A 25,900-nucleotide genomic window follows, 5' to 3' on the forward strand; every position below is an offset into this window, starting at 1 on the left:
TGACTTTAGAATGAGATAACGTAACATCCGCTAGTCATGTGAATTCTTAATCGCAACCCCTTTCTGCTGGAGAACGCGAAAAGCCAGAATGACGCCCTTTTACTGTGACCAAAACCACACCAAACGCGCAGCATGATCCGGTTCCTGAATGGATCACCGGTTATCAAGGCACAGAAATACTGGAAAGAAAATGGAGCGGGCGAGGCGATTCGAACGCCCGACCCCAACCTTGGCAAGGGTGGGCAAACGGGCATTCACGGCTTTACGCGAACAAATAAATCCAATAAAAACAGTTACTGGTGTTCAAGCATGTTCGCCAATGTTTTTCATGTTTTTTTCATGTTTTTTTCATGGATTTTGGAGCTAACCGCATAGTGCCCGATCTCAGCCGAATAACAGAGCGCGATAAGCTTAAGGCACGCATCGGCGACGAACCCCACTGGCAGCGCCTACGTCAAGGTTGTTACGTAGGTTTTCGGCCTTCGAAGAAGGGTAAACGAGGCACATGGTTTGCACGGGTCTATAATGCGGACACGAAACGCAACTCCCGAAAAGCCCTTGGCGACTATGGAAAGCTCGAAGGCCATGACGTTTTCAAACAGGCAAAAGCAGATGCGGAACTTTGGGCTGATACGGTCGAAAGTGGCGGAGAGCGTGCCAGTGATATGGTTACGGTAAAGGATGCCTGCGAGGCCTACGCGAAGGAAAAGCCCTGCCCGATCCAAGACGGGATTCTGAGACGGCACGTCTATTCTGATCCAATCGCCAAGGTGAAACTGGACAAGTTACGGCGACACCATCTTCGCAGTTGGCGTAAGCGGCTGGAGCAAGCGCCTGCACTGGTGACACGCAACAAGAAAGGCGCGAAGCTTTGGAAAGAGCGGGCCAAATCTACAGTGAACCGCGATATGGTCCCTCTTCGCGCTGCGCTTGGCCAAGTGCTGAAACCCGGCGCACCAAACACGGATGCAGCATGGCAAGAGGCCCTACGCCCCTTCAAAGGGGCAGATAAGCGCCGCGAACTTTATCTCGACAAGGAAGAACGCAAGCGTCTGATTGATGCCGTGCGCGATGATGCGCGCCCATTTGTGCAAGGCCTCTGCATGTTGCCCTTACGTCCGGGCGCGTTGGCGGAACTGAAAGCGCGCGACTTCGACAAGCGCACCCGCACGCTCACCATTGGTAAAGACAAGAACGGCAACCCGCGCCAAATTACGGTTCCGCCGGTGATTGCGGATTTCTTTGCGGCTCAAGTGAAGGACAAGCTCCCAGCCACACCCATATTTGCTCGCGCGAGCGGGGACGTATGGAACAAGGATGCGTGGAAGTATCCGATTAAGGAAGCAGTGAATGGGGCTGGCCTGCCCGGTGCGGTTTCGGCCTACACATTGCGGCATTGCGTGCTGACTGACTTGATCCGCGCTGGTTTGCCAATCCTCACAGTTGCGCAATTATCTGGCACAAGCGTTGCTATGATCGAGAAACACTACGGGCATCTAGTGCGCGATGATGCCGAAGAGGCTCTAGCGAGCATAGCGATATAGAACGCAGCTTGAAGGCTAATTTTGCGATTGACGTTCACCGGCTTTTGTAAGCGCTGGCGATTTTTCAAATGCTTGACAGATTGAGTGTTTTCCAGAAACTCGGCGATATGGGACGAAGGCTAAAGAGGACTGCGAACAAGTCGGCGTCTATAGATCAAAGCCCGACCATAGCCGATACTCACGTATCACTAAGTGACTTCGTCGTCTCTTGTTTCAATGAAGATAGGTACAAGGCCGCCGAGGCGAGGGCTGCTGTAGTCGAAAGAGCGTACGTTAATATGCGCCGCCCTTTGCGATGGAAGTCTATAGCGTTCCAGCTGACTTTCGGCGTTTCGCTGATCGCCTTGGTAGCAGTCTGGTTCATGTTGTCCGGGCATTTTGAACGCTCCCCGTTCCTCTTTGGGGCAGGCATTTTGATGCTTATCATGCCCGTAGTAGTCCAGTTGGCGTGGCACTATTGGCAGCATCAAGATGGATACAGTGGCAGCCCGTTGCCTGTCGCGCACGAAACTGACCCGATTGCGGAGACCCTGTTCGTAGAACTTCAGAGGATGGGAGGACCTCGGTTGTTCAGGCGATCTTGGCTTACCGGGAGATACAGGCCAACTCATCGCCGTTTGACGTCTGGAAAGCTCCGCTATCTTCTTTTTTCTGACGATGAGCACCACCTGTCGCAAGTTTCCGCCTTCCCCTCATTTTTCCCGTTGATCGGGCCGCTCTATTTGTCAGATGAAGACGCCGAGACATTGAGGCAGGCAATCGGCCCTAGGCGCAAAGGTGGTCCTGGCCGCAATCCGCTGTACAATTATACAAGAGCATCCCTATCCGTATTTCGCGAAGTCGAAAATCGAGTTTTGCCGAATGACAACGATAGGGCCCTTCGGGAAATTGAAGATCGGCTGCTTACTTGGTTTGAAGCCCATGTTGATGCATCCGGTGATATGCCGAGGCGGGATCAGGTCAAACCGTATGCCATTGAGGTCTTTCAGGCTCTGACTTCAAGCACCTGAATCCCCGGACCTTTGGCAAAAATTTTTTCCTGCTGCAGTGTGCGTTGTTTTTCGGACGCACCGATTTCATTTTCGGAACATCACAATTCCCTGATCTATAGGTGTTTTTGTTTGCTGTTCGGCACACCAGCGAACGTGTGCAACTTGAAGCGTCTCCCGCCGCGAGTCGGCAACCATAGGAGACCAAAATGGAACAGCTTACAGTATCTGTATCGGCAGCCGCCAAGGCGCTCGGCCTTGGAAGAACGACTGTCTACGCACTCATCAAGCAGCGTAAAATTGAAACAATAAAGGTGGGCAGACGCACACTGCTGACCACTGCGTCGTTGCGTCGCCTCATTAACGACGAAACCGCGGGCTGACCGGCACCCAAGCGCCGAGATTGCAGAAAATTTTCTCAAAAGGAATTCACCATGTCTTTTATCCAGCAGTTGCGGGACAGATTTGCTCGTCCCCAAAAATCCGGGTTTCTGAACTACAATTTCCGTATCGACCGACAGGTAGCCTACTACTTGACTCCCCTAATTGAGCGGATGGCAAGCGGCGACAACGAAGCGTGGATTCTGCTGAATGCAGTCCGCTTTCACTTCATCGGCGAGCGCCCAATCAGCGCGATCCATTTGGGCGAGGAGGTGCGGCTTTATGTGGAGGGGCCGCGATTTGAATGTGGTGATGAAACCTTTCCCATTGGGGCACAGGTTTCGGTTGGCTGGGCGGGTTGGGTCAACCTTGATCCGGTCGAGGCAAGCGATCTGGATTACAAAGTCCGCAAAGCAATCGATGAAGCTGTCTTTCGCTGGGTTAGCGAAGCTAATCTAACTGGCCGCACTTCACCTTGCAGACAGCCGCGTTCGAGAGAACACGAAGACCATATTGCTCTTCGTCAGATGGTCACTGCCGCAGGCCGGTCAGCACGTGAAAGCGAGGCCGCCCGTGGATGATCAGCCGAAGACAATATTGACCTCGCTGAGCTTCGGATCTTCGATCCGAAGCAACATAATGGGGACACACCCCACGCACGGGTGCATCCAGCTTTTCTGCGGGTTTGATGAGATGCTGATAGCATCTCATCAATTGCAGCCGCTTAGGAACGGCGCGATTCAGCCATCTTCCGCGATGGCGAATAGCATCTCGCCGGAGACGGCACGATGAGCGCCCGTGCTCAAACCGTCCGGTTGTCTCCGGCGCAGCACCGTGCTCTGTCCGGCCTCGCGAAGAGCTACGGATTGAGCGAATATGCGATGCTGGCACGCGTCACGGACGCAGGGCTTGCTGCGCTCGTTCAGCGAGCGGGCAATGACATCGACACAGGCGAAATCGTCACCGAACTGGCATCGGTCAGCACGCGCATCGTCGATGTCGAGCGTTTACTGGACCGGACTTTGTTCACCGCCTGCGCCGCCTACTGCTTTGCGCGCAGCGCGGCGCAAGCCACGCGCAAAAGCGATGAGGTCATCACCGCTGAGATTAACGCGGCCTACGATCGTCAGCGGCGGCTTTCGCAGGAGGGGCGCAAATGAGCCAGCCCCACGACCGGCGCGCCCATGCCGATGCCTTGCGCCGCCACAACCGCAACAATCAGCTCGCACGGTTCAGGCGGCAGACCGGCATCATGCTGGCAGCTATCGCCCTGGGGGCGATTGCCACGCCCTATGTGATGCTGGACCAGCAGACCATAAAGGCAGCAGGCACCTATGCCATCGCCAAGGCGAAACTGTGGTTTGCCCAAGAATCGGTGGTCGATCCGGCAATGACGATCACCGTGGACGGTCAAGCCTATGCCGTTCCAGCCCGCGCCGTTGTCGCGTATCCCTATTATGCCGATCCGGCATCCAGCATCGTCACATACACCATGTGGGGTGGTGCGCTTGGCTTTGCCGGATGGCTGGCGAGCCTGTTCCTGCTGCGTGGAGCGATGACCCGGCGGCGCGAGCGCGCCTTGCAGGACAGGGTGATTGCGGGAACCCTTGTCACGACCGAGAAGCAGCTTGCCAATCTGACCGGCGCGGAGGCCGACGCTAGCGCGCTTGCCGTTGGCACGGTTCCCATTCCGAACCGGTTGGAAACCCGGCACATGGCGATGATCGGCACCACTGGCAGCGGCAAGACCACAGCCTTGCGCCAGTTGCTCGATGGGATCGAGGCGCGCGGCGAAGCGGCTCTGGTTTATGATACATCCGGCGAGTTCATCGCGCAGTATTACAACCCCGAACGCGGCGACGTGATCCTCAACCCATTTGATGCCCGCTGCGCATTCTGGTCGCCGTTCGCAGAAATCGCCCACCCCGCCGATGCTGACCGCATCGCGCACCAGCTTATCACCGAGACCGGACAGCAGGACAGCGACGTTTGGCTGGACACCAGCCGCATCCTTGTCGCCAACATGATCCGGGCCTTGTGGCGCGAGGGCAAATGCACATTGCCTGACCTGCTCAATGCCTTGCAGGATCGCACCAAGGATGACCTGAAAATTTGGTTGGCAGGCAGTTCGTCGGCGCGGACGTTTGCCGATGACGCCGACCGGGCAACAGGCAGCGTGCTGTTCATGCTTTCGAAGGCCGCAAACCTAATCCAGTTCCTGCGCTCAGAGGACAGCGGCGGTTCCCCCTTCGCCTTCCGGGACTTCATTCATGGGCTGGATAAGCGACAGGGTGCCCGCCCTTGGATTTTCGTGCCGCGCAAGGAGGAATTTTTCGAGGCGTCGAAGCCCTTGCTGGCCTGCTGGTTGGAATGTGCGGCCAGTGCCGTGCTGGGCCTGTCCCCATCACCCGACCGACGCATTTGGTTCGTGCTCGACGAGCTGGCCGATCTTCCCCGCGTCGACAATCTGGCGCGTCTGCTGCCCGAAGGCCGCAAATTCGGCGCGGCGGTTGTGCTGACTTTTCAGGCGCTAGGCCAGATGCGGCATCGCTATGGCCCGCAGATCGCCGAATCCATGCTGGGTTGCTGCAACACCAAGCTGTTCCTGCAAACCATCGACGCCGAAACCCGCGCGTGGGCCAGCCAGACCATCGGCGAATGCGAGGTTGAAATCCAGACCATGACCGATGCGCTTGCCGAAGGTGACGATAAGCCCCGGACCACGCTGGGCAAAATCCGTAAGATGCGTCCTGCCATTCTGGAAAGCGAACTGCGCTTGCCGAAGTTCGAGGGCTATTTGCTGTTCCCGGACGGCTTGCCGGTGGCGCGGATCAGGCTGACAGCCGATCACGTCGCGCGGCGCGGTCCGGCGCGTCAGCGCGGTTTCCTTCCCGGCGATCCCAAGACCACCCTTTGGGAACAGGCATCGACCGTCGCGTCAAAGGTATCACCGCCGCCCACACCATCTTCCAGCAATGAGGGACCGGTCTGATGGTTGCGTCCGTGTCCGCGCTGACCAGTTCCGGTCAGGCCGCCAGCTACTATGAATCCGCAGGCGAATATTATGCCGATGGCGGCCAGTCCCCATCGGAGTGGCAGGGCAAGGGCGCGGAGGCGCTTGGGCTGTCCGGCGATGTTGACCGCGACCAGTTCCGCGATTTGCTGGACGGCAAGGTTGCCGACCAGCAGCTTGGCACCACTCGCGACGGCAAGCTGGAACACCGCCCCGGATGGGACGTGACCTTGAGCGCGCCCAAGTCCGTATCGATTATGGCCGAGGTGGCGGGCGACCGGCGATTGATCGCCGCCCACAGTGCAGCGGTGAAAACAGCGCTTGCCCATGTCGAGCAGCATATGGCCGCCACCCGCATCCGGGACGGCGGGACGGTGAATCGCGAGGCCACCGGCAATCTGGTCGTTGCCAGTTTCCAGCACGGTACCAGCCGCGCCCAAGATCCGCAGCTTCACACCCACAATGTTATTCTGAATGCCACCAAGGGCGAGGACGGCACATGGCGCAGCCTTGAGCCGCGCGCGATCTACCAACTGCAAAAGCAGATTGGCGCGATCTACCGGCAGGAGCTGGCGTTGAAGGTGCGCGAGCTGGGCTATGAGATCGAGACGGGCAAGGACTCGATGTTCGAGATCAGGGGCGTGTCGTCCGAAGTGATTGCCGCGTTTAGCACCCGCAGCGCCGAGATCGAGGCCGCGCTTGGTGAGCGCGGCACGTCCCGCGATGAGGCCAGTGCCGCCGAAAAACAGGTTGCCGCGCTCGATACCCGGCAGGCCAAAGTTGCTGCCGATCCTGCGGCGCTTGTGGCGGACTGGCGCGATACCGCCAACGCAGCCGGGTTCGGACCAGAGGCAAGGCTTGCAATGGTCAAGGAGGCGGAGGCCATGGCCGCCAGCCCGGACCACCGCGCCACGATAGATATGCATGGAGACAGCGCCGCAAGCCGTGCCGTTGCCCATGCCGCTGATAAGCTGGGCGAGCGGCAATCCGTCTTTGCCGCCGCCGCCTTGCACGAGGAAGCGGGGCGCATCGGGCTGGGCAAAGCCAGCTACGCGCAGATCGGTGAGGCCATTGCTGCTGCGACCAAACAGGGTGAGTTGATCGACCGCACACATATCGACCGACGCGGCGCGGAATTTACCGGGTTCACCACCCGCGCCAATCTCGAAACCGAAGCCAAGATGCTGCGGATCGAGGCGGAGGGACGCGGCACCTTGTCCCCTATCGCATCCCCGCTTGTCGCCGCAAAGGCGGTTGCCAGTGCAGCGGCGCAGAGCGAACGCGTGGGCTTTGGCTGGAACGCCGACCAGCGCACCGCGACCGAGCAGCTATTGACCAGTCACAACCGCGTCACCGCCTTGCAGGGATATGCAGGCACGGCCAAGACCACGACTGTCTTGGCGACTTTCGCCTACGAGGCAGAGGCGCGCGGTATGGCCGTGACGGCCTTGGCCCCCACCGCATCGGCGGCGATGGTGCTAGGCGAGGCGCTTGGCACGCGCGGCGATACCGTCGCCCGTCACCTGCTATCGCCAGAACGCCCCCAACAAGGTAAGTCCGCTGTGTGGATTGTGGACGAAGCGTCTTTGTTGTCGGCGCGCGATACGGCCCGGCTGTTCGACCTGGCTGAACGGCAGAACGCCCGTGTCGTGCTTGTCGGTGACGTGAAGCAGTTAGGGTCGGTCGAGGCGGGTGCGGCTTTCGCGCAGTTGCAGGACGCAGGCATGGAAACCGCCAAGCTGGGCGAGATCGTGCGGCAGACGAACTTGGCGGCGAAAGACGCTGTGCTGGCATCCATCGAAGGGGACGCCCGCAAAGTGCTTGCTGCTCTAGATCGGGGTGGGGGCCAGATCGTCGAGAATGCCGACCGTTCCGAAGGGTTCGCCGCCATTGCCGCGCAATACGCCAAGCAGGATAAGGCGAACCGCGCCCGAACGCTTGTCATCGAGCCATCACGCGAAGGGCGTGATGCACTGACCGCAGACATTCGGGACGCGCTCACAATATCGGGGGCGCTTACTGGCCCTGCTGTCACCGTGGAAAGCCTTGCCAACAAAGGACTGACGCGTGCTGAAGCTCGTGATCCATTGAGCTACGACAAAGGCGATGTTGTGCGGTTCACTCGCGATTACGCCGACAAAGGCGTAAAGCGTGGCGAGGCCTATCGTGTGGAGAGCATCGATCCAGCCAAATCGGCCATTTCCCTCAAATCCGAGAACGGGCGCGAGGTGGATTGGCGCTTGCGGCAATGGGGTGCGGGTAAAAGCCAAGCTTTCGCACCCCAATCGATGGAACTGAAAACCGGCGACGCCATCCGCTTTTCCCGTAACGACCGAGAGGCTGGCAGGATCAATGGTGCGCGCGGTGAGGTTATTGGCGTCGACCAGCAGGCCCGCACAGCCACGATCCAGACGGCACGAGGGGTGACGGAAACGCTGAATCTCGATTCCGCCCGCGACCGGCACATCGCCCATGCCTACGTCGATACCACTTTCGCCGCGCAAGGTCGCACCGCCGATCACGTCATGATCCATGCTGACAGCAAGGCGATCAATCTGGTCGACCAGAAGTCCTTCTATGTCAGCGTATCACGGGCAAAGGAAACGGTCGCGATCTTCACCGATGATCGTAGCAAGCTGGTATCGGCGATCAACGAGCGGGCAGGACTGGTGCAAACAGCGACTGCACAAGCTTCCTTGCCGTCACTATCCTCTGGGAAGTCAGCCAGCGCCGGGATGGGCTGAGTAATATATTGAGAACATTCATTGCGCGGGCTAACTCATCTACGGAACCGGTGGCCGATGGCATTCCAATCTTTTCGTGCCAGCAAAATTCGGTCAATCAACGGCACTGCCCGATAGCGAAATCGACGTGTCGCGGATACAGGCTTGCTCCTCAGATCATGGGGTGGCGGAAAGAGGAGAAAGAATGACCAGCCAGCAACAGCGCGACGCATTGCACCGGCAGATTTGGGCAATCGCCAACGAGGTCAGGGGCGCGGTCGACGGCTGGGATTTCAAGCAGTTCGTCCTGGGGGCGCTGTTCTACCGCTTCATCAGTGAAAACTTCACCAGCTATATCGAAGCGGGTGATGACAGCGTCAAATACGCCAAATTGGCTGACAGCGCCATTCCCGACGCGGTGAAGGTCGATGCGGTGAAGACCAAGGGGTACTTTATCTATCCCAGCCAGCTCTTCGCCAATGTCGCCGCCCGCGCCAACACCAATGAGAGCCTGAACACCGATCTGGCTGCTATCTTCAAGGCGATTGAAGGTTCGGCAAGCGGCTATCCATCCGAGGAAGACATCAAGGGCTTGTTCTCGGATTTCGACACCACCAGCAACCGGCTGGGCAACACGGTCAGGGAAAAGAACGACCGGCTGGCCAAGGTGCTGAAAGGCGTTGCGGGACTGCCGCTGAAGTTTGAGGAAAATCACAGCGACCTGTTTGGCGATGCCTACGAGTTCCTGATCTCCAACTACGCGGCAAATGCGGGCAAATCGGGCGGGGAGTTTTTTACGCCGCAGCACGTTTCCAAGCTGATCGCGCAACTGGCGCTGCATGGGCAGGAAAGCGTCAACAAGATTTACGATCCAGCCGCTGGCTCTGGCTCCCTGCTTTTGCAGGCCAAGAAGCACTTCGACAATCACATCATTGAAGACGGGTTTTTCGGGCAAGAGATCAACTACACCACCTACAACCTCGCCCGCATGAATATGTTCTTGCACAATGTGAACTATGACAAGTTCAACATCCAGAACGGCAATACGCTGGAAAATCCTCATTTCCTCGATGAGAAGCCGTTCGATGCCATCGTTTCGAACCCTCCCTATTCCGTAAGGTGGGCAGGGTCAGACGATCCGACACTGATCAACGATGATCGCTTTGCTGCGGCAGGCGTGCTTGCACCCAAGTCCAAGGCAGACTTCGCCTTTGTGTTGCACGCGCTGCACTACCTGTCAGCCAAGGGGCGCGCGGCCATCGTTTGCTTTCCGGGCATTTTCTACCGGGGCGGGGCGGAGCAGAAAATCCGCAAATATCTGGTCGACAGCAATGTCGTCGAAACCGTGATCGCGCTCGCGCCCAATCTGTTTTTCGGCACCACGATTGCGGTCAATATTCTGGTGCTGGCGAAGAACAAGCCTGACACCAAGGTGCAGTTTATCGATGCCACGGGCGAGGAGTTCTTCGCCAAGAAGACCAACACCAATGAGATGAGCGATGAGCACGTCAAAGAGATTTTGAGCATCTTCGACAACAAGGAGCCGAAGCCTCACGTCGCCGAGACGGTCGATCAGGACGACATCGTTCGCAAAGACTATAACCTTTCGGTCAGCGCATACGTGGAGCCGAAGGACACCCGCGAGGTTGTCGACATCACTCAGCTCAACGCTGACCTAAAGACAACGGTTGAGAAAATCGGCAAACTTCGCAGCGACATTGATGCGATTGTCGCGGAGATTGAGGAGTGAGCGATCTCGGTTTCCTTCAGAAGCTTCTGGAAGGCGCTGAGGTTGAGTGGATGCCGCTGGGGACGGTGACAGCATACGAACAGCCGACAAAGTATCTTGTCCAGAGCAAGAATTATGATGATCGCTTTAGCACCCCGGTCCTTACAGCCGGGAAGACATTCGTGCTCGGATATACCGACGAGACGAACGGAATCTATGAAGCTTCAAAGAGTCCGACAATCATTTTTGACGACTTCACAACTGCCAACAAGTGGGTGGATTTCGATTTCAAGGCGAAGTCGTCGGCCATGAAGATGATCACATCGAGCGACGACGAAAAATACCATATTAAGTATATTTATCATTGGCTTAATACCATTCCGAGCGACCTTGTTGAAGGTGATCACAAACGGCAATGGATAAGCAACTACTCAGGCAAGACGATCCCAATTCCCTGCCCGGAGGAGCCGGAGAAGTCGCTGGCGATACAGGGGGAAATCGTGCGGATTTTGGACAGCTTCACCGAGCTGACCGCCGAGCTGACCGCCGAGCTTGAACTGCGCAAAAAGCAATACAACCACTACCGCGACCAACTCCTGACTTTCAATGAGGACGAGGCTGAGTGGAAGCCGATGGACGAAATTGGTGAGTTCATCAGAGGTAAGCGTTTCACCAAAGCAGACTACCGTGATGAAGGAATTAGCGCGATCCACTACGGGGAAATCTATACCCATTACGGTGTGTTCGCGCATTCAACGCTTTCCAAGGTAAGAAGCGAGATGGCTGACTCACTGCGCTTCGCAGAGAAAAACGATGTTATTATGGCTGGTGTCAGCGAGACCGTGGAAGATGTCGGCAAGGCCGTTGCATGGCTCGGAGAGGAAAAGGTGGCAATCCACGATGATAGCTATGCTTTTCGCCACGTGATGAACCCCAAGTTCATCGCCTATGCGATGCAAACAAACGCTTTCCACGACCAGAAAGGCCAGTTTGTTTCTAGAGGAAAGATCAAAAGGCTTTTGATTGATGGAATGAAGAAGGTGAAATTGCCTGTCCCGTTCCCAAATGATCAAGAGAAGTCGCTCGCCGAGCAAGCCCGCATCGTTGCGATCCTCGACAAGTTCGACACGCTCACCACCTCGCTCAGCGAAGGCCTGCCCCGCGAAATCGAGCTGCGCCAACAGCAATATGAATATTACCGCGACCTGCTCCTGAGCTTCCCCAAACCAGCCGAGGTGGTTGAGGCATGAGCCAGACCCTCGAACAGATCGCGCAGGCGCTTCACAACACGAACAAGAAGGTCCAGCTCATCTATGCCTTCAACGGCACGGGCAAAACCCGCCTGTCCCGCGCCCTCAAGGAACTGGTCGCTCCGAAGGCAGCAGACGACGAAGAGGCCCAGCCATCGCGGCACAAAATCCTCTATTACAACGCCTTCACCGAAGACCTGTTTTATTGGGATAACGACCTGCTGGCAGATGCCGAACCCAAATTGAAAATCCAGCCGAACAGCTTCACCGACTGGATTCTGGTGGATCAGGGCCAAGACCAGAACATCATTGCGAACTTTCAGCGCTACATCAACGATAAGCTGACACCCAAGTTTCATCATGAAGCTGAGTACAATGACGACGGTGGGCGCGATGTCTCGCCATTTTCATATGTCACCTTTTCGTTCGAACGTGGTGACGACGCTGACCTTGGCAATTTTAAGATTTCCAAGGGCGAAGAGAGCAATTTCATCTGGAGCGTGTTCTACACATTGCTTGAAACCGTGATTGACGCACTGCAAGAGCCTGACCCCGCGCTGCGGGGCACTGATGCCTATGATGAATTACAGTATGTGTTCATTGACGACCCCGTCACCTCGCTGGATGAAAACCACCTCATCGAACTGGCCGTGCACCTTGCTGCGCTAATCAATCGCGCACCCGAAGGCCTCAAGTTCATTATCACGACGCACAGCCCACTTTTCTACAATGTGCTGCACAATGAGCTGAAGCTGAGCCAGAGAGGCAAGAAGGAAGGCTGTAGGCTGCTAGAGCTACTGGAAGACGGCACATTCAAGCTCGACATAAAGCATGGTGATGCGAACAGGAGCTTTTCCTACCATCTCTATCTGCGCAGGGTGCTTTCTGAAGCTATCGAGCAGAACAAGATCGAGCGCTTCCATTTCATGTTTCTGCGCAATCTCTACGAGAAGACAGCGGCCTTCCTAGGCTATCAGAATTGGGGAGATTTGCTGAATACAGTGCCAGATGTGGATGCGCCCGGAGCCAAGCAGGGCTATTTGAACAGGGTGATGCAATTCTCCAGCCATTCTACCCTGTCAGGGGAGCAGGTCCGCCAGCCAACCGGGCCGGAAAAACAGACGGTCAAACTGTTGTTCGACAACCTGATCAACAATTACGGCTATTGGCAGCAGGAAGCGCAAGATGGTTGAGGTCACAAAGCCGATAGCGGAATCGAAGAACTTCATCGTTCTGGACAAGTATACCAGCGATTGGGCCGCTGCTGACCATTACCAGAGCGAAGCGGAGCTTGAGCGCGAGCTGATCCAAGACCTGCGCAATCAGGGTTACGAGTTCCTGCCCGATCTCACCTCGCCAGAGGCCATGCTGGCCAATGTCCGCGTGCGATTAGAAGACCTGAATAGCGTTGCTTTCTCGGATGATGAGTGGGCGCGTTTTGTGCTGTCCTATCTGGACAGCCCCAGCGACGGGATCACCGATAAGGCCCGCAAGATTCATGACGACTACATCCATGATTTTGTCTTCGATGATGGGCGCATCCAGAACATCTACCTGTTCGACAAAGGCAACATTGCCCGCAACAAGCTGCAAGTCGTCAAGCAGTTTGAGCAGGCGGGGACGCACGCTAATCGCTATGATGTGACGATCCTCGTCAATGGCCTGCCTTTGGCGCAAATCGAGCTGAAAAAGCGCGGTGTGGCCATTCGCGAGGCCTTCAACCAGATTCACCGCTACAGCAAAGAGAGCTTCAACAGCGACAACTCGCTATACAAGTTCCTCCAGCTATTCGTGATCACCAACGGCACCGATACGCGCTATTTTGCCAACACCACGAAGCGAGACAAACACAGCTTTGACTTCACCATGAACTGGGCGAAGGCGGATAACGGGCTGATCAAAGACCTGAAGGATTTCACCGCGACCTTCCTGCAAAAGCATACGCTCCTGAACGTGCTGCTGCATTATTCCGTCTTCGATGTGAGTGAGACGCTGCTGGTCATGCGGCCCTACCAGATCGCAGCGACTGAGCGCATCCTCTGGAAGATCAAAAGCTCCTACAACGCCAAGCACTGGAGCAAGCCGGAAAGTGGCGGCTTTATCTGGCACACTACCGGATCAGGCAAGACGCTGACCAGTTTCAAAGCGGCGCGGCTGGCGACCGAGCTGGATTTCATCGACAAGGTGTTCTTCGTGGTCGACCGCAAAGACCTCGATTATCAGACGATGAAGGAATACCAGCGCTTTTCGCCGGATAGCGTGAACGGCTCTGAGAATACGGCTGCGCTGAAGCGCAATCTGGTGAAGACCGACAAGAAGATCGTGGTCACGACGATCCAGAAGCTCAACAATTTGATGAAAAGCGAAGGCGACTTGCCCGTCTATGGCGAGCAGGTGGTTTTCATCTTCGACGAATGCCACCGGAGCCAGTTCGGAGAGGCGCAGAAGAACCTCAAGAAGAAGTTCAAACGCTACTACCAGTTCGGCTTCACCGGGACGCCCATTTTTCCTGATAAGATCGTTGATGGGAAGATCATCCAAAAAGGTAATTCGCGAGGCTCAGAGACAACTGCCAGCGTCTTTGGCAGCGAGCTTCACGCTTATGTGATCACCGATGCGATCCGAGACGAGAAGGTTCTGAAGTTCAAGGTCGATTACAACGATGTGCGCCCGCAATTCCGGGACTTTGAGACCGAGCAGGATGAGGCCAAGCTCAGCGCCGCCGAGAACAAGAGGGCCTTGTTGCATCCTGAGCGCATCAAGGAAGTCTCGCAGTACATCTTGAAGAATTATCGCCAGAAAACTCATCGCAAGCATCTCGGCGGTGGCGGCTTCAATGCGATGTTTGCGGTCAGCAGCGTGGACGCGGCAAAGTTGTACTACGAGAGCTTGAACAAGCTCCAGGGCGGTAGCGACAAGCCGCTCAAGATCGCGACCATTTTTTCATTCGCCGCCAATGAGGAGCAAAATGCCATTGGCGATATTCGTGATGAGAGTTTCGATGTCTCGGCAATGGATAGCAGCGGCAAGGAGGACCTTGACGCCGCCATCAAGGATTACAACCGGCTGTTCGGCACTAGCTTCAGCACGGACGGCAACGGATTTCAGAACTACTATCGGGACCTAGCCAATCGGGTGAAATCGAAGGAAGTCGACCTGCTGATTGTGGTCGGCATGTTCCTCACCGGCTTCGATGCGCCCTCGCTCAATACGCTCTTCGTCGACAAGAACCTGCGATATCATGGCTTGATACAGGCCTATTCCCGGACCAATCGAATTTTCGATGCGACGAAGACCTTTGGCAACATCGTTGCTTTCCGTGATCTTGAGCAGGCGACCATTGATGCCATAACCCTGTTCGGTGAAAGCAACACGAAAAGCGTGGTGCTGGAAAAGAGCTACAAGGAATACATGGAAGGCTTCTCGGACATTGTGTCCGGGGCTGCCAATCGAGGCTTCAAGACCATCTTGGCTGAGTTGGAACAGCGCTTTCCTGATCCTAGTGAAATCATCACAGAGGCGGACAAGAAGGATTTCGCAAAGCTCTTTGGCGAATATCTGCGAGCGGAAAACATCCTTCAAAACTTTGACGAGTTTGTTGCCCTGAGGGCTTTCCAAGATGTCGACCGGACCGACGAAGCAGCGTTGGAGGCGTTCAAGGTTGCCCACCATTTGGATGATGCAGACATTCCAGAATTGGCCTCAGTGTCGTTGCCAGCCGAACGCAAAATTCAGGATTACAAGTCCACCTATAACGATATTCGCGATTGGCTGAGGCGTGAGAAGGACGGGAAGGAAGCCGAAGATTCCTCTATCGATTGGGATGATGTGGTCTTTGAGGTGGACCTTCTGAAATCTCAGGAGATCAACCTCGATTACATTCTTGAACTCATTTTCGAGAAAAATCGGAACGTGAAGGACAAGGATGACCTGATCGAAGAGGCTCGCCGTCTCATTCGGGCCAGCTTGGGCAATCGAGCGAAGGAAAGCTTGATCGTCGATTTCATCAACCGGACCAACTTCGATGAGGTGGACGGCAAGGAAGGCGTGATCGAAGCATTCTTTGCGTTCGCTCAGGAAGAACAACGCCGGGAGTTCGAAGAGCTTGTTGCTGCCGAGAGCCTGCACCCCGAAGCCGCGCGTCGCTATGTTACGAACTCCATAAAGAGGGAGTTTGCGACCGAAAACGGTGACGAACTCAACAGCATCTTGCCCAAGATGAGTCCGCTCAATCCGGCATATCTGACCAAGAAGGGCGACGTGTTCAAACGGGTGTCGGATTTCGTTGCGAAGTTTAAGGGCGTGGGCGGACAAATCTGACCCGCAACGCGCGTTTTGCGGATTTTCTCCACATCCTGTTTTTCATGTTTTTTTCATGGAAAAATCAATGACTGTCCGTAAGTCATTGAAATAATGGAGCGGGCGAGGCGATTCGAACGCCCGACCCCAACCTTGGCAAGGTTGTGCTCTACCCCTGAGCTACGCCCGCTCACTGGCGCCAAACAGATTCGGTGGAAAGCCACCCTATCTGCTGAGGAGGCGGGCAATTAACAGCGGTCCGCGTTACCTGCAAGCTAAAAAATTCGCGCAATTTTGCCTTGATCGTTGCCGCTCACCCCGTCAGCAGTTCTGACAATACAAATCTGCGCTTCAAATCGGGCGACAAAGCCCCACATTGAACCCGAACAAAGACAAAAGCACATTAGGAGTACCTCCCTTGGCCAGTATGGGTCTGAACATCGAAGAGCAAAAAGCCGTCGAGCGTTTCCGCAAAGACGTTGTCGAGCCATCGCAAACCAAACTGGTGATTCTGGATTTCTGGGCCGAATGGTGCGGCCCATGCAAAGCGCTCGCGCCGATGCTGGAAAAAGTCGCCGCGGAATATGCCGATAAAGGCGTCATCCTTGCCAAGCTTGATGTGGATGAAGAAAAATTCATCGCCAGCCAGTTTCAGGTCCAATCGATCCCGACCGTCTATGCCATGTTCCAAGGGCAGCCTGTCGCGGACCTGACAAATGCGCGCAGCGAATCGGAGTTAAAGAAAGTTCTGGACCAGCTGCTTTCGCAATTGCCGATCCAGGCCGGTTCCGGTGGCAGCGATGCACCTCAAGGTCCATCTGCCGAAGAAGTCGCGCAGCATATCCAAGTCGGTGAAGAGGCGCTGTCCGGCGGCGATGCCGAGCGCGCTTTTGGAATTTTCGCGCAAGTGATTCAGTTCGACAACGAAAATCCCGGCGCAATCGCGGGGATGATCCGGGCACAAATCGCCATGGGTCAAGCCGATGAAGCGAGCCAGATGATGGACGCCATCAAATCCAGCCCCGTCTATGATAAAGTGAAAGATGATCCAGCGATCATCGCGGCCTCCAGCGCATTGGAGCTGGCCAGTACGCAAGTGGATGAGGGCGAACTCGCCGCGCTCAAGGCTTCAGCGACCGCCGATGGCGCGGGCATGGACGCCAAACTCGCCTATGCTGAGGCAGCTTTCGCAGCGAACGAACGCGATGCCGCAGCGGACATATTGCTCGGCATGGTGGGCGAAGACCGCGAATGGAATGAAGGCGCAGCACGCGCCAAACTGCTCCAGATTTTCGAAGCTGTCGGGCTGGAAGATGACTGGGTCGTCTCAACTCGCCGCCGCCTTTCAAAAATCCTGTTCGGATAACCGCATTGCCCCAACGCCTTTCGATCTTTCCTCTGCCCGGTGCCGTCCTGTTTCCAGGGCTACAATTGCCGCTGCATATCTTTGAGCCGCGCTATCGCTCCCTCGTGGGTGATGCGTTGGTTCGCGACCGCAAAATCGCGCTTATTCAACCGCAGAAGCCAATTGATGGCGCTCCGCTGTTTACTGTTGGATGTGTGGGACAGATCGGCGAAATCGAAGCCATGGAAGATGGGCGTTACAACCTCATTCTGGAAGGCAAAAGCCGGTTCAAACTGATCCGCGAGCTCGACGTGGCGACTGCATTTCGGCAGGTCGAGGCAGATTTGATCGAAGACGATGAAGATGAAACTTTAAGCTATGCCCAGCGTGGCGGGTTCGAGGTTGAAGCGCGTAAATTCGCAGATCGGCAAGGCTATTCGGTTGATTGGGATTCGGTCGAACGGCTCGATGATCAATCGCTGATCAATGGTGTCTCGCAAATCGCTCCGTTCGATCCGGCGTCAAAACAGGCATTGCTGGAAGCGGACAATCTCTCTGCACGGTGCGAATTGCTTGTTCAGTTGATGCAGTTTTTCGGCCGCGGCGATGGCAATGAAGAGATTATGACGCTTCAGTGATCGCGTCACCGGGCAAAATGTCAGGCGACAAAGCTGCCGCGCAGCCCGTCAATCACGTATTGCGTTGCCAGCGCCGCAAGCAGCACGCCTAGCAAGCGAGTGATAACCGCTTCGACTTTGTCGCCCAGCAACCGGATCAACGGACCAGCGGCGACAAGAGCAGCCGCAGTCATAACCAACACCAGACCCAGCGCGAGGAAGACTTCGATCGTTTGCTCGACACCGTTTGCCTCGTTCATCAACAGCATGATCGCAGCAATTGCGCCCGGCCCCGCTAACATCGGCATCGCCATCGGAAAGACCGAAACATCCTCGACTTCGGATGCGGTAACCTTTTCCGCGCGTTCCGTTCGGCGCTGAGTGCGTTTTTCAAACACCATTTCGAACGCGATAAAGAACAGCATCAACCCGCCAGCAATACGGAAACTGTCGAGATTGATATGCAGAGCGTTCAGCAAATCTTCGCCGAAAAACGCAAAGACCGTAAGAATGATTGCGGCGATAAACGTGGCGCGCAGCGCCATGTTGCGGGCCTGCGCATTGGTCGCCCCCTTGGTCAATCCGGCATAGATCGGCGCACAGCCGGGCGGGTCGATCACCACGAACAGAGTGATAAATGCGGATACGAAGAGTTCGGTGAATACCATAGGCCGGCGTCTAACAGAAAAACAGGATCAGGAAAGTCGCCGTGGCCACATCACTCTTCGTTAGGGGACGCAAGGCTTTCTTCGAACGCAGTGACCCAAGCGCCGTTGTAATAGTATTCCGCCGAAACGAATTTTGTGCCGTCTGCCTGATGCTCCCAGCGCCATCGCAGGGTGCTATCGCGTGAAAGTTGCGCAGCGCCCGGCGCTTCGCCGCTTATAGAAAGCGCCGGAGGCGGGGGGATGCCATCGTCTCCGCGCGGGCATGTTGCGACAAGCCCTTGCACAGCATCAATCGAAGTGACGACGATATCGCCATCTTCGAATTGTCGGCGCGGTGGCGGCTGCGGATCATCGCGCCCAGCCACATCATAGACCCATTTATATTCGCCATCGTTCTGCCGCACCCACGTGGTGACATAATTGCCGACAAAGCCCTCCTGATCGGTGAACCGGCCCGTGCTGAGCGCCAGCGCGCCATCACAGCTCATGACAACAATGCGCGGCTTCCAATCGATGGCCGTGTCGGGGTCACTCAGCGCGCTGAAGAATTCGACCGCATCGACCGGTCCGTTGCGGCCATGCAATCGGGCCCCGCTGCCCGCAAAATCAAGCCCCGCGGTGTATTGCCCGCGTTCTTTGGCGGCCCGTGCATAGGCGAGTTCGGTTTTGACGATGGTGCTGGGCTGCGCTGCGCCAGGTGCGCTCTTCAAAGCGCGCGAAATGGTTTGTTGAAAGGCCTTTTCACGCGGCCCGGAACAGGCCGAAAGGGTCAAAGCGAAAGCACCGGTGAATAGGGCAAGCGTGGCAGTCTTCATGGATTCTCCCGTTTGATTGCCCGCCGCAAATGTACAGCGCCGGATTTACTCAGGCTGACCGGATGGCACTTTGTCTTCGATCACAGTGCGGAATTCGGTTCCATCCCAGATATCAATGGTCAGCACCCGGCCCTGCTCAGGCGTATATGCCCAGTTGTAGCGCAGCGATCCATCAGCGGATCGCCCCGATTGCGCCGTTGGGCCGGATAGAGCGGGCAGATTTTCACATGATGCGGCCTGAGTAAGCGGCAATTGCGGTGCGGGCCGCGCCCGGTCCAGCCCATCCCCATGCGAAACAATCCAGCGCCAGACATTTCGGCCTTCGTCCTCGCCTTGTTCATAGCGCCAGATCGTTGTGTAATAGCCGGGCTGTCCATCCCATTGGATCGCGCCTGTGACTGCGCCCAGTGAACCATCGCATGACACCGCAACCAGGTGGCCCTGCCACGCGCTTTCGGGGAAACCGGATTGTTCGCCCAGCCATTTTTGAGCATCGACCGGCCCCGGAGCAAACACGATTGCACCGGGCGAAGCGGTCTGGCGTAGGGCCGTCAGTACGCCTTCATCCTGCGCAAGACGGTTTTGCGCGATATCAGCGGCGATAACCGGCATTCCCGGCCGGATCGAACCGGTGCCTGCGGGACCCGCACAGCCAGCCAGCAAACCGGCCAGAGCAAGGCCTGCCAGCGCCTTCACAAGTCTTTCGGGGCGTCTAAGCCCGCATTGCGATACGCAGCGACCAATGTGTTGCGGAGCAAGACGGCGATGGTCATCGGACCCACGCCGCCAGGGACTGGCGTAATCGCGGCGGCAACTTCACTCGCTTCATCATAGGCGACATCTCCAACCAGCTTGCCTTTTTCCTTGCCCGGTTCGGGAGGCAGGCGATTGATACCGACATCAATCACAGTGGCACCATCTTTGAGCCAATCCTTGCGGATCATTTCAGGCCGACCAACCGCAGCAACGACGATGTCGGCGCGGCGGACAACACTGGCGAGGTCTTTCGTGCGGCTATGTGCTATCGTTACCGTAGCATTGGCATCCAGCAACAGCTGAGCCATCGGCTTGCCAACGATGTTGGAGCGCCCGACAACCACCGCTTCAAGACCGGAAAGGTCGCCCAAACGGTCCGTCAAAAGCATCATGCAGCCAAGCGGGGTGCACGGCACAAATCCGCTCTGCCCGACGCTCAAACGGCCGGCATTGATCACGTGGAACCCATCGACGTCTTTATCCGGGCTGATCGCGGCGATTATGCTCTGTTCGTCAAGATGATCGGGCAGTGGCAGCTGAACCAGTATCCCATCGACAGCTTCATCTTTGTTGAGCTGTTCAACCAGATCCATCAGCGTTTCCGAAGTGGTGTCGATTGGCAGGCGGTGCTCAAAACTTGCCATATTGGCAGCAAGCGTGGCTTTTCCTTTGGCGCCGACATACACTTGGCTGGCAGCATCTTCACCCACCAGGACCACGGCAAGACCCGCTTTGCGTCCGGCGGCATTCTCGAAAGTGGCGGCGTAATCACCCACCCGCTCGCGCAGGCGCGCAGCGAATGCTTTTCCGTCGATCCGTGTGGCGGTCATGGTGCGGTCAATACCCTGTGAAATGGTGTCTTAGAGGCTGGTCAAAACAGCCATCAGGATTTGCGCCCCGATGATCAGCACCAGCGGAGAAAAGTCGATCGCGCCGGTTTTTGGCAGCAGATTGCGGATGGGGCGCAGGATCGGTTCAAGCAGTGAATTGATGGACTGATACACCTGCATCAAAAACTGGTTGGACGGATTCACCACATTAAACGCAAACAGCAGGCCGATCACGAACTGGATGATAATCAGCATCACGAATGCATTGATCAGGATGCCGGTGACTTCGATAAGGAGGTCCATGGTCTTATAATTACCTTTGTTCAGCGCGCGTGCCGTAATGCGCGCGAATGTTGTCACGTTGCTGGCGTGTTACCCGACTAATACGCCTTATGCCAGCATTTCGTTCCTGGCCGATATAGGCCGGTTATCAGGCGCGGACCAGTGTTCCGGCCCCGCGCGCTGTAAAGAATTCAAGCAGCATAGCGTGCGGCACACGGCCATCCAGCACGACGGCCGCTTCACAACCGGATTCGACAGCCGAAACGCAGGTTTCCAGTTTCGGCACCATCCCGCCTTTGATGACTCCGTCCGCACTCAATTTGGCGATATCCGCCGGATTCAGTTCGGGCAGCAATGTCCCCTGCCCGTCCAGCACGCCTGCCACATCGGTCAGCAGGAACAAACGCGCTGCCCCCAAAGCCGCGGCGATTGCGCCTGCCATAGTATCGGCGTTGATATTGTAGGTTGCACCGTCTTCTCCGCCCGCAATCGGCGCGATGACAGGGATCATGCCGGCGGCCACAGCGGTGTCGATCACGCTGGTATCGACAAAAGCGGGCTCTCCCACAAAACCCAGATCAACCACGCTTTCGATCAGACTTTCGGGATCGCGCGTGGTGCGTTCCACCTTGCGCGCAGTGACCAATCCGCCATCTTTGCCCGACAGGCCAAGCGCCTTGCCCCCGGCATTGGACAGCCAGCCGACAAGCTCTTTATTGATCCCGCCAGACAGGACCATTTCGGCAATCTTGGCGGTTGCCTCGTCTGTGACGCGCAATCCATCGACAAAAGTGCTTTCAACGCCGAGGCGCGCCAGCATGTCCCCGATCTGCGGACCACCACCATGCACGACGACCGGATTGATACCCACCGCCTTAAGCAGCACGATATCCTCGGCAAAATCACGCGCAGCCTGCGGTTCGCCCATCGCATGGCCGCCATATTTCACAACAAAAGTCCGCCCGGCATAGCGTTGAAAATAGGGCAAGGCCTCGATTAACACTTCGACTTTCGACAGCCCTTCGGCCTCGCTCAGTTGATCAGCAATATCTGTCATCGCGGCAATCCTTGTTCGCGCGCAGCACTGCGCAGCCTGACCGGAACGCGCCGCTTAGCGGCTTTGGCGGGACACTGCAAAACAGATGCTGGAATTTCAGTTCGGCTATCGCGGAAACACCACCTTTTAGAATTAATCACTTGGCACTGTAACCAAATGTTGGTTCACTACGAACCGATCGGTGACGGCGCAAACTGTGCCGACGAAAAACTTGGATTGGAGGACAATTATGAACACATCACGCCTTAAAGGCTCTTTCGCCCTTGCCGCCGCAGCCGGCCTTGCCGCCGCATGTTCTGGCGGCGCTGATGCACCGGCAGAAACCGATGCAGCCGCCGGCGAAGTCGAAGAAGTGGCCGTAGCCGATGATGCTGGTGAAAAAGAGAAATGCTACGGCGTTTCGAAAGCCGGCGAAAATGATTGCGCCGCCGGTCCGGGCACCAGCTGCGCCGGAACCAGCGTCGTCGATTATCAGGGCAACGCATGGACTTATGTCGATGCGGGCACATGCCTTGAGATCGCAACACCAAATGGCACCGGTTCGCTTGAGCCTATCGAAGCCTAAATAATCTATCCGTTTCGCACGGCAATTGCTGTGCAAGACCAAGGGCCGCGCGGTGCAATCCGCGCGGCCCTTTTGATTATGCGCGGCAAACGCCAGATATGGGCGAGCGGCAGTGTTTGTGATATTGTCTTTTGCAGAAGCCGAGCATGTTTGCCGAATTTGCCATCACCGGCTGCGTGTTCGCTGCCCAGAATAGGGAGAATACCGCATGGATAGTGATGAAACCAAAGGCAAAGGCGCAAGCGGTTCAGACCGCCGGGTTCGCGACCGCCGAGAAAAGCAGCTCTCCATTGATGCAGAGGAACGCCGCCAGCGCGACCGCCGGAGCGGAGACGACCGCCGCAAGGAACCGCGCAAATAGACCGCAAAGACTTGGCAATGAACCGCGCCCTGATACATTCAGGGGCTAATGTTCAAACGCAATCCCCGCAAAACCAAATTTCGCAAAGGCCGTTCGGCACTTGGCCGGAGAAACGGGATCGCCGATTGGTGGAGCATTTGGCGCGTCCCGATCCTGCTCGCTATCGTTAGCGCAGGCTGGTGGTTTTTGTACCGTCCCTACATCGCTGAACAGGGTTGGGAGCGTGTGAGTTACAGGTTCGCTATCTGCGGGGAGCCATGGTCTGGCGCGCAGGGATGCGTTGTGGACGGGGATACTGTGATTATCGGCAACGGGCCAAGCAGGCGCCGCATCCGCCTGACGGGTTTTGACGCGCCTGAAATCGATGGCGACTGCGCAGAGGAACGTAAACGCGCAGCCGAAGCGAAACGCGAACTGCACACGTGGTTGGCACGCGGACCGTTTGAATGGACCGGAGAGAGCGCCCCTCCGCGCGATCAATACGGGCGCGAGCTGCGCGAGATCAGCCGGGTTTCGCCAAACGGCAAACGGGTTCTGCTTTCAAAATATATGATCGACCGGCAGCTTGCCTCTGAAAGCGGATGGGGCAGCATGGCAACGCAGTGGTGCCAGTAACCTCGTCATCGCCGGGTCATCTTTGGCAAGACGTGAACCCGCAGAGACTGGACCGCAGCCCATTTCACGTAGATGATCCGATGCCTAAAGCCGGTGCCTGATGTATTAAGTCTTAGGCTTCGGCATCAACCGTCTCGGCGAGCGCAGCGAAATCTGCATGACCTGTGACGGGCACCACACGCTCCGCCCACATCGCGTCGATCGCGTCTGCGACCGACTGCGGGACTTCCTTTGCGTCGCTGCCTTCGGACTGGACTTTGCTTGAATCGCTGGTCGCAGGAATACCGCATTTTTCATCCAGCACTTTGCAGACCATCGCATCGTCAAACTTGTCTTTGTGATCGTGCATGAATTCGCGCGTCGTTCGCTCCAGCACGAGCGCCTCAATCTCGGGCGTCATCTCAACACCGATCAGCGCCGCCATGCGGGCAATCGCAGCAGAGCGGTTTTTCACTGCCCAGCGATAGGTCATCACCAGGCTGTCCGGTTCCTTGCGCCGATCATACCAGCTGAGCAGATGGGTGAAATAATCGCAGCCGCCAGGCCCGCCGCCCATCCAGAATGGCAAAAATTCCTCAAGCTCAACCGAGCCCGGCTCAAGGTGCCAGCCATTGATGAAGCGGTAAAAGGATATGAAAGTCTCTTTGGGATCGCGCAGGGTTACAGCGTACCGCATACCGGTGGGGAGGCGTTCATATTCGCGGTGGGATTTGAACCCGCGCGGGCTCGCGACTTGCGGCGCTGTCATATCGAAATCGACCATCAGAGCGACATCATCCCAAGGGGTCATCCGGCTGATATCGTCGAAATCCATGTCGCCGCCGCGATGCGCAGTGCGCAGTTGGTGGAACATTTGCTGCAGAAAAGTCGTCCCGCTTTTGGCCCAGCTGGTGATGAATACATCGCCATCTTGCGGCTCATAAGGGCGGTGATTGGGGTGTTCCCCCGAATGCGCGGAACCCATCATTGCGGCGTATTCTTCAAGACTGCGCGCGCGGCCCGGCAATTTGCCCACTAACGGATCTGTCATATCGAATTCCCCAAACCTTTGATACGCGTCCCCAGACTTTGACCTACGCGATTTGCAGCGCATGGCAAGGTGGGCATAAGAGGGGGCATGACCATCCGCGCCTTTGCATCGCCCGTCCTTTTCACCTCCGCCATGCTGCTGCCCGCCTGTTCCCCGCCAGAGCAAACTGCGGAAAGCTTGGCGGACGGGCCGCAAGACGGGTTCTGGAGCGCGCTCGCCAGCCATTGCGGCAATGCGTATCGCGGCACGTTGGTCAGCGACGATGCGGCCGATGCCGATTTTGCGGAGGCTGACATGGTCATGCATGTTCGCGAATGCAGCGAGGATCGGATCGCAGTTCCGTTTCACGTTGCGATTGATGGCCAATGGGATCGCTCCCGCACCTGGGTTTTCACGCGCACCGATGCAGGATTGCGGCTTAAGCATGATCACCGTCACGAAGACGGTTCAAGCGATGCGGTCACGATGTATGGCGGCGACACGGTGGACGCAGGCACTGCTGCGGCGCAGAATTTCCCCGTGGACGCGGAAAGCATCGCCATGTTCGAGCGCGAAGGCCTTGGCGCGTCGGTCACCAATGTCTGGACCGTTGAAGTCGAGCCCGCGATCAGCGGCGATGGATCCTTTGTCTATCAGTTACAGCGAACAATCGAAGGCGGAGCGCCGGAGGACCGGTTTTTCCGCGTGGAGTTTGACCTCAGCACAGCGGCAGAAACCCCGTCTGCGCCGTGGGGCCACGAATAACGGGCGTTACCTACCCGTCGAGCGACACGCGAACCGGGGCCTGATCCGCGCTGCTATCCGCGGCGCTGCCGTCGGCGCCGGCAGACAGATCGGATGCACCATTCCCCGTTTCGGCAACCGAGGGGCCGCCCAAAACGGCAAACATCACCAACAATCCGCCCACCATTCCCAGTGTTACTCCGGCAAGACCCTGGACGATTTTCATGCGATACCCTTCTGCTGCGTTAACTTCATTCGGTAATCGGATAACGGGGTGAAGAAACCGTTAGGATTTTCGCCGTAACGCG

25 protein-coding genes and 1 tRNA gene are annotated in these 25,900 nt (G+C 56.8%); 17 read left to right on the forward strand and 9 right to left on the reverse strand.

What is annotated here, in order from left to right; all coding sequences use genetic code 11:
* Positions 1 to 350 precede the first annotated feature (350 nt).
* The 11 genes from FGU71_RS04085 to FGU71_RS04135 all read left to right on the forward strand — a co-directional run bounded on the left by FGU71_RS04085 (position 351) and on the right by FGU71_RS04135 (position 15,949).
* Positions 351 to 1,544, forward strand: coding sequence for a tyrosine-type recombinase/integrase (locus FGU71_RS04085; protein WP_185960190.1), 1,194 nt, complete (start codon positions 351 to 353; stop codon positions 1,542 to 1,544).
* A gap of 80 nt (positions 1,545 to 1,624) precedes the next feature.
* Positions 1,625 to 2,554, forward strand: a complete 930-nt coding sequence (locus FGU71_RS04090) for a hypothetical protein (protein ID WP_185960191.1) — start codon at positions 1,625 to 1,627, stop codon at positions 2,552 to 2,554.
* Between the two features lie 188 nt (positions 2,555 to 2,742).
* On the forward strand, positions 2,743 to 2,916 hold the full coding sequence (locus FGU71_RS04095) for a helix-turn-helix domain-containing protein (RefSeq protein ID WP_142787376.1): 174 nt from the start codon (positions 2,743 to 2,745) through the stop codon (positions 2,914 to 2,916).
* Between the two features lie 51 nt (positions 2,917 to 2,967).
* Positions 2,968 to 3,495 (forward strand): hypothetical protein, encoded by a 528-nt coding sequence (locus tag FGU71_RS04100; RefSeq protein ID WP_142787377.1) that lies wholly within the window; start codon positions 2,968 to 2,970, stop codon positions 3,493 to 3,495.
* A 207-nt stretch (positions 3,496 to 3,702) separates the two neighbouring features.
* Entirely contained in the window at positions 3,703 to 4,074 is a 372-nt protein-coding gene (locus FGU71_RS04105) for a hypothetical protein (RefSeq protein WP_142787378.1), read from the forward strand.
* A complete protein-coding gene (locus FGU71_RS04110; protein ID WP_142787379.1) occupies positions 4,071 to 5,906 on the forward strand; it encodes a type IV secretion system DNA-binding domain-containing protein in 1,836 nt (611 codons plus the stop codon). The genes FGU71_RS04105 and FGU71_RS04110 overlap by 4 nt, the downstream gene beginning before the upstream one ends.
* Entirely contained in the window at positions 5,906 to 8,671 is a 2,766-nt protein-coding gene (mobF, locus tag FGU71_RS04115; protein WP_142787380.1) for a MobF family relaxase, read from the forward strand. The genes FGU71_RS04110 and mobF overlap by 1 nt, the downstream gene beginning before the upstream one ends.
* A 184-nt stretch (positions 8,672 to 8,855) precedes the next feature.
* Positions 8,856 to 10,400: a type I restriction-modification system subunit M gene (locus FGU71_RS04120; RefSeq protein WP_142787381.1), complete on the forward strand. Its 1,545-nt coding sequence runs from the start codon at positions 8,856 to 8,858 to the stop codon at positions 10,398 to 10,400.
* Entirely contained in the window at positions 10,397 to 11,629 is a 1,233-nt protein-coding gene (locus FGU71_RS04125; RefSeq protein ID WP_142787382.1) for a restriction endonuclease subunit S, read from the forward strand. Before FGU71_RS04120 ends, FGU71_RS04125 begins: the two co-directional genes overlap by 4 nt.
* Positions 11,626 to 12,822 (forward strand): ATP-binding protein, encoded by a 1,197-nt coding sequence (locus FGU71_RS04130; RefSeq protein WP_142787383.1) that lies wholly within the window; start codon positions 11,626 to 11,628, stop codon positions 12,820 to 12,822. The genes FGU71_RS04125 and FGU71_RS04130 overlap by 4 nt, the downstream gene beginning before the upstream one ends.
* Positions 12,815 to 15,949 carry an HsdR family type I site-specific deoxyribonuclease gene (locus FGU71_RS04135; protein WP_142787384.1) on the forward strand — a complete coding sequence of 1,045 codons (3,135 nt, stop codon included), beginning with the start codon at positions 12,815 to 12,817 and terminating at the stop codon, positions 15,947 to 15,949. Before FGU71_RS04130 ends, FGU71_RS04135 begins: the two co-directional genes overlap by 8 nt.
* Before the next feature lie 94 nt (positions 15,950 to 16,043).
* Here the strand turns inward: FGU71_RS04135 and FGU71_RS04140 are convergent.
* Positions 16,044 to 16,118, reverse strand: a tRNA-Gly gene (locus FGU71_RS04140).
* A gap of 237 nt (positions 16,119 to 16,355) precedes the next feature.
* Here FGU71_RS04140 and FGU71_RS04145 point away from each other — a divergent pair.
* Together FGU71_RS04145 and FGU71_RS04150 are read left to right on the forward strand one after the other, a co-directional pair.
* Positions 16,356 to 17,294: a tetratricopeptide repeat protein gene (locus FGU71_RS04145; protein ID WP_142788973.1), complete on the forward strand. Its 939-nt coding sequence runs from the start codon at positions 16,356 to 16,358 to the stop codon at positions 17,292 to 17,294.
* 5 nt (positions 17,295 to 17,299) lie between these two features.
* Positions 17,300 to 17,911: an LON peptidase substrate-binding domain-containing protein gene (locus FGU71_RS04150; protein ID WP_142787385.1), complete on the forward strand. Its 612-nt coding sequence runs from the start codon at positions 17,300 to 17,302 to the stop codon at positions 17,909 to 17,911.
* Positions 17,912 to 17,931: 20 nt separating this feature from the next.
* On the opposite strand, the gene FGU71_RS04155 is transcribed toward FGU71_RS04150, so the two are convergent.
* From FGU71_RS04155 to argB, 6 genes are all read right to left on the reverse strand, one after another.
* On the reverse strand, positions 17,932 to 18,558 hold the full coding sequence (locus FGU71_RS04155; protein ID WP_142787386.1) for a MarC family protein: 627 nt from the start codon (positions 18,556 to 18,558) through the stop codon (positions 17,932 to 17,934).
* Positions 18,559 to 18,608: 50 nt separating this feature from the next.
* Positions 18,609 to 19,373 (reverse strand): hypothetical protein, encoded by a 765-nt coding sequence (locus FGU71_RS04160; RefSeq protein ID WP_142787387.1) that lies wholly within the window; start codon positions 19,371 to 19,373, stop codon positions 18,609 to 18,611.
* 45 nt (positions 19,374 to 19,418) lie between these two features.
* Entirely contained in the window at positions 19,419 to 20,069 is a 651-nt protein-coding gene (locus FGU71_RS04165; protein ID WP_142787388.1) for a hypothetical protein, read from the reverse strand.
* Entirely contained in the window at positions 20,066 to 20,959 is an 894-nt protein-coding gene (gene folD, locus FGU71_RS04170; RefSeq protein WP_142787389.1) for a bifunctional methylenetetrahydrofolate dehydrogenase/methenyltetrahydrofolate cyclohydrolase FolD, read from the reverse strand. Before folD ends, FGU71_RS04165 begins: the two co-directional genes overlap by 4 nt.
* A 30-nt stretch (positions 20,960 to 20,989) precedes the next feature.
* Positions 20,990 to 21,262 (reverse strand): YggT family protein, encoded by a 273-nt coding sequence (locus FGU71_RS04175; protein WP_142788974.1) that lies wholly within the window; start codon positions 21,260 to 21,262, stop codon positions 20,990 to 20,992.
* Positions 21,263 to 21,389: 127 nt separating this feature from the next.
* A complete protein-coding gene (argB, locus tag FGU71_RS04180) occupies positions 21,390 to 22,298 on the reverse strand; it encodes an acetylglutamate kinase (RefSeq protein ID WP_142787390.1) in 909 nt (302 codons plus the stop codon).
* Positions 22,299 to 22,527: 229 nt separating this feature from the next.
* On the opposite strand from argB, the gene FGU71_RS04185 reads away from it, so the two are divergent.
* The 3 genes from FGU71_RS04185 (at position 22,528) to FGU71_RS04190 (ending at position 23,839) form a co-directional block, all read left to right on the forward strand.
* Positions 22,528 to 22,863: a BufA1 family periplasmic bufferin-type metallophore gene (locus tag FGU71_RS04185; RefSeq protein WP_142787391.1), complete on the forward strand. Its 336-nt coding sequence runs from the start codon at positions 22,528 to 22,530 to the stop codon at positions 22,861 to 22,863.
* 208 nt (positions 22,864 to 23,071) lie between these two features.
* Positions 23,072 to 23,224, forward strand: coding sequence for a hypothetical protein (locus FGU71_RS14055; protein ID WP_185960192.1), 153 nt, complete (start codon positions 23,072 to 23,074; stop codon positions 23,222 to 23,224).
* Positions 23,225 to 23,272: 48 nt separating this feature from the next.
* Positions 23,273 to 23,839, forward strand: coding sequence for a thermonuclease family protein (locus tag FGU71_RS04190; RefSeq protein ID WP_142787392.1), 567 nt, complete (start codon positions 23,273 to 23,275; stop codon positions 23,837 to 23,839).
* A gap of 112 nt (positions 23,840 to 23,951) precedes the next feature.
* Here FGU71_RS04190 and FGU71_RS04195 read toward each other — a convergent pair whose 3' ends face one another.
* Positions 23,952 to 24,869, reverse strand: coding sequence for a sulfotransferase domain-containing protein (locus FGU71_RS04195; RefSeq protein WP_142787393.1), 918 nt, complete (start codon positions 24,867 to 24,869; stop codon positions 23,952 to 23,954).
* An 87-nt stretch (positions 24,870 to 24,956) separates the two neighbouring features.
* On the opposite strand from FGU71_RS04195, the gene FGU71_RS04200 reads away from it, so the two are divergent.
* Positions 24,957 to 25,613 (forward strand): hypothetical protein, encoded by a 657-nt coding sequence (locus FGU71_RS04200; RefSeq protein WP_142787394.1) that lies wholly within the window; start codon positions 24,957 to 24,959, stop codon positions 25,611 to 25,613.
* 10 nt (positions 25,614 to 25,623) lie between these two features.
* Here the strand turns inward: FGU71_RS04200 and FGU71_RS04205 are convergent, their stop codons facing one another.
* Positions 25,624 to 25,818: a hypothetical protein gene (locus FGU71_RS04205; protein ID WP_142787395.1), complete on the reverse strand. Its 195-nt coding sequence runs from the start codon at positions 25,816 to 25,818 to the stop codon at positions 25,624 to 25,626.
* Between the last annotated feature and the right edge of the window lie 82 nt (positions 25,819 to 25,900).

Source organism: Erythrobacter insulae (genome assembly GCF_007004095.1).
Taxonomy (GTDB): domain Bacteria; phylum Pseudomonadota; class Alphaproteobacteria; order Sphingomonadales; family Sphingomonadaceae; genus Erythrobacter; species Erythrobacter insulae.

Coding starts and splice junctions, on each gene's coding strand:
- FGU71_RS04160 (WP_142787387.1), bottom strand. CDS start 19,373: ATGAAGACTGCCACGCTTGCCCTATTCACCGGTGCTTTCGCTTTGACC.
- FGU71_RS04185 (WP_142787391.1), top strand. CDS start 22,528: ATGAACACATCACGCCTTAAAGGCTCTTTCGCCCTTGCCGCCGCAGCC.
- FGU71_RS04085 (WP_185960190.1), top strand. CDS start 351: ATGGATTTTGGAGCTAACCGCATAGTGCCCGATCTCAGCCGAATAACA.
- FGU71_RS04135 (WP_142787384.1), top strand. CDS start 12,815: ATGGTTGAGGTCACAAAGCCGATAGCGGAATCGAAGAACTTCATCGTT.
- FGU71_RS04175 (WP_142788974.1), bottom strand. CDS start 21,262: ATGGACCTCCTTATCGAAGTCACCGGCATCCTGATCAATGCATTCGTG.
- FGU71_RS04190 (WP_142787392.1), top strand. CDS start 23,273: ATGTTCAAACGCAATCCCCGCAAAACCAAATTTCGCAAAGGCCGTTCG.
- FGU71_RS04200 (WP_142787394.1), top strand. CDS start 24,957: ATGACCATCCGCGCCTTTGCATCGCCCGTCCTTTTCACCTCCGCCATG.
- mobF (WP_142787380.1), top strand. CDS start 5,906: ATGGTTGCGTCCGTGTCCGCGCTGACCAGTTCCGGTCAGGCCGCCAGC.
- FGU71_RS04205 (WP_142787395.1), bottom strand. CDS start 25,818: ATGAAAATCGTCCAGGGTCTTGCCGGAGTAACACTGGGAATGGTGGGC.
- FGU71_RS04145 (WP_142788973.1), top strand. CDS start 16,356: ATGGGTCTGAACATCGAAGAGCAAAAAGCCGTCGAGCGTTTCCGCAAA.
- FGU71_RS04110 (WP_142787379.1), top strand. CDS start 4,071: ATGAGCCAGCCCCACGACCGGCGCGCCCATGCCGATGCCTTGCGCCGC.
- FGU71_RS04120 (WP_142787381.1), top strand. CDS start 8,856: ATGACCAGCCAGCAACAGCGCGACGCATTGCACCGGCAGATTTGGGCA.
- FGU71_RS04095 (WP_142787376.1), top strand. CDS start 2,743: ATGGAACAGCTTACAGTATCTGTATCGGCAGCCGCCAAGGCGCTCGGC.
- argB (WP_142787390.1), bottom strand. CDS start 22,298: ATGACAGATATTGCTGATCAACTGAGCGAGGCCGAAGGGCTGTCGAAA.
- FGU71_RS04105 (WP_142787378.1), top strand. CDS start 3,703: ATGAGCGCCCGTGCTCAAACCGTCCGGTTGTCTCCGGCGCAGCACCGT.
- folD (WP_142787389.1), bottom strand. CDS start 20,959: ATGACCGCCACACGGATCGACGGAAAAGCATTCGCTGCGCGCCTGCGC.
- FGU71_RS04155 (WP_142787386.1), bottom strand. CDS start 18,558: ATGGTATTCACCGAACTCTTCGTATCCGCATTTATCACTCTGTTCGTG.
- FGU71_RS04100 (WP_142787377.1), top strand. CDS start 2,968: ATGTCTTTTATCCAGCAGTTGCGGGACAGATTTGCTCGTCCCCAAAAA.
- FGU71_RS04195 (WP_142787393.1), bottom strand. CDS start 24,869: ATGACAGATCCGTTAGTGGGCAAATTGCCGGGCCGCGCGCGCAGTCTT.
- FGU71_RS14055 (WP_185960192.1), top strand. CDS start 23,072: ATGGATAGTGATGAAACCAAAGGCAAAGGCGCAAGCGGTTCAGACCGC.
- FGU71_RS04130 (WP_142787383.1), top strand. CDS start 11,626: ATGAGCCAGACCCTCGAACAGATCGCGCAGGCGCTTCACAACACGAAC.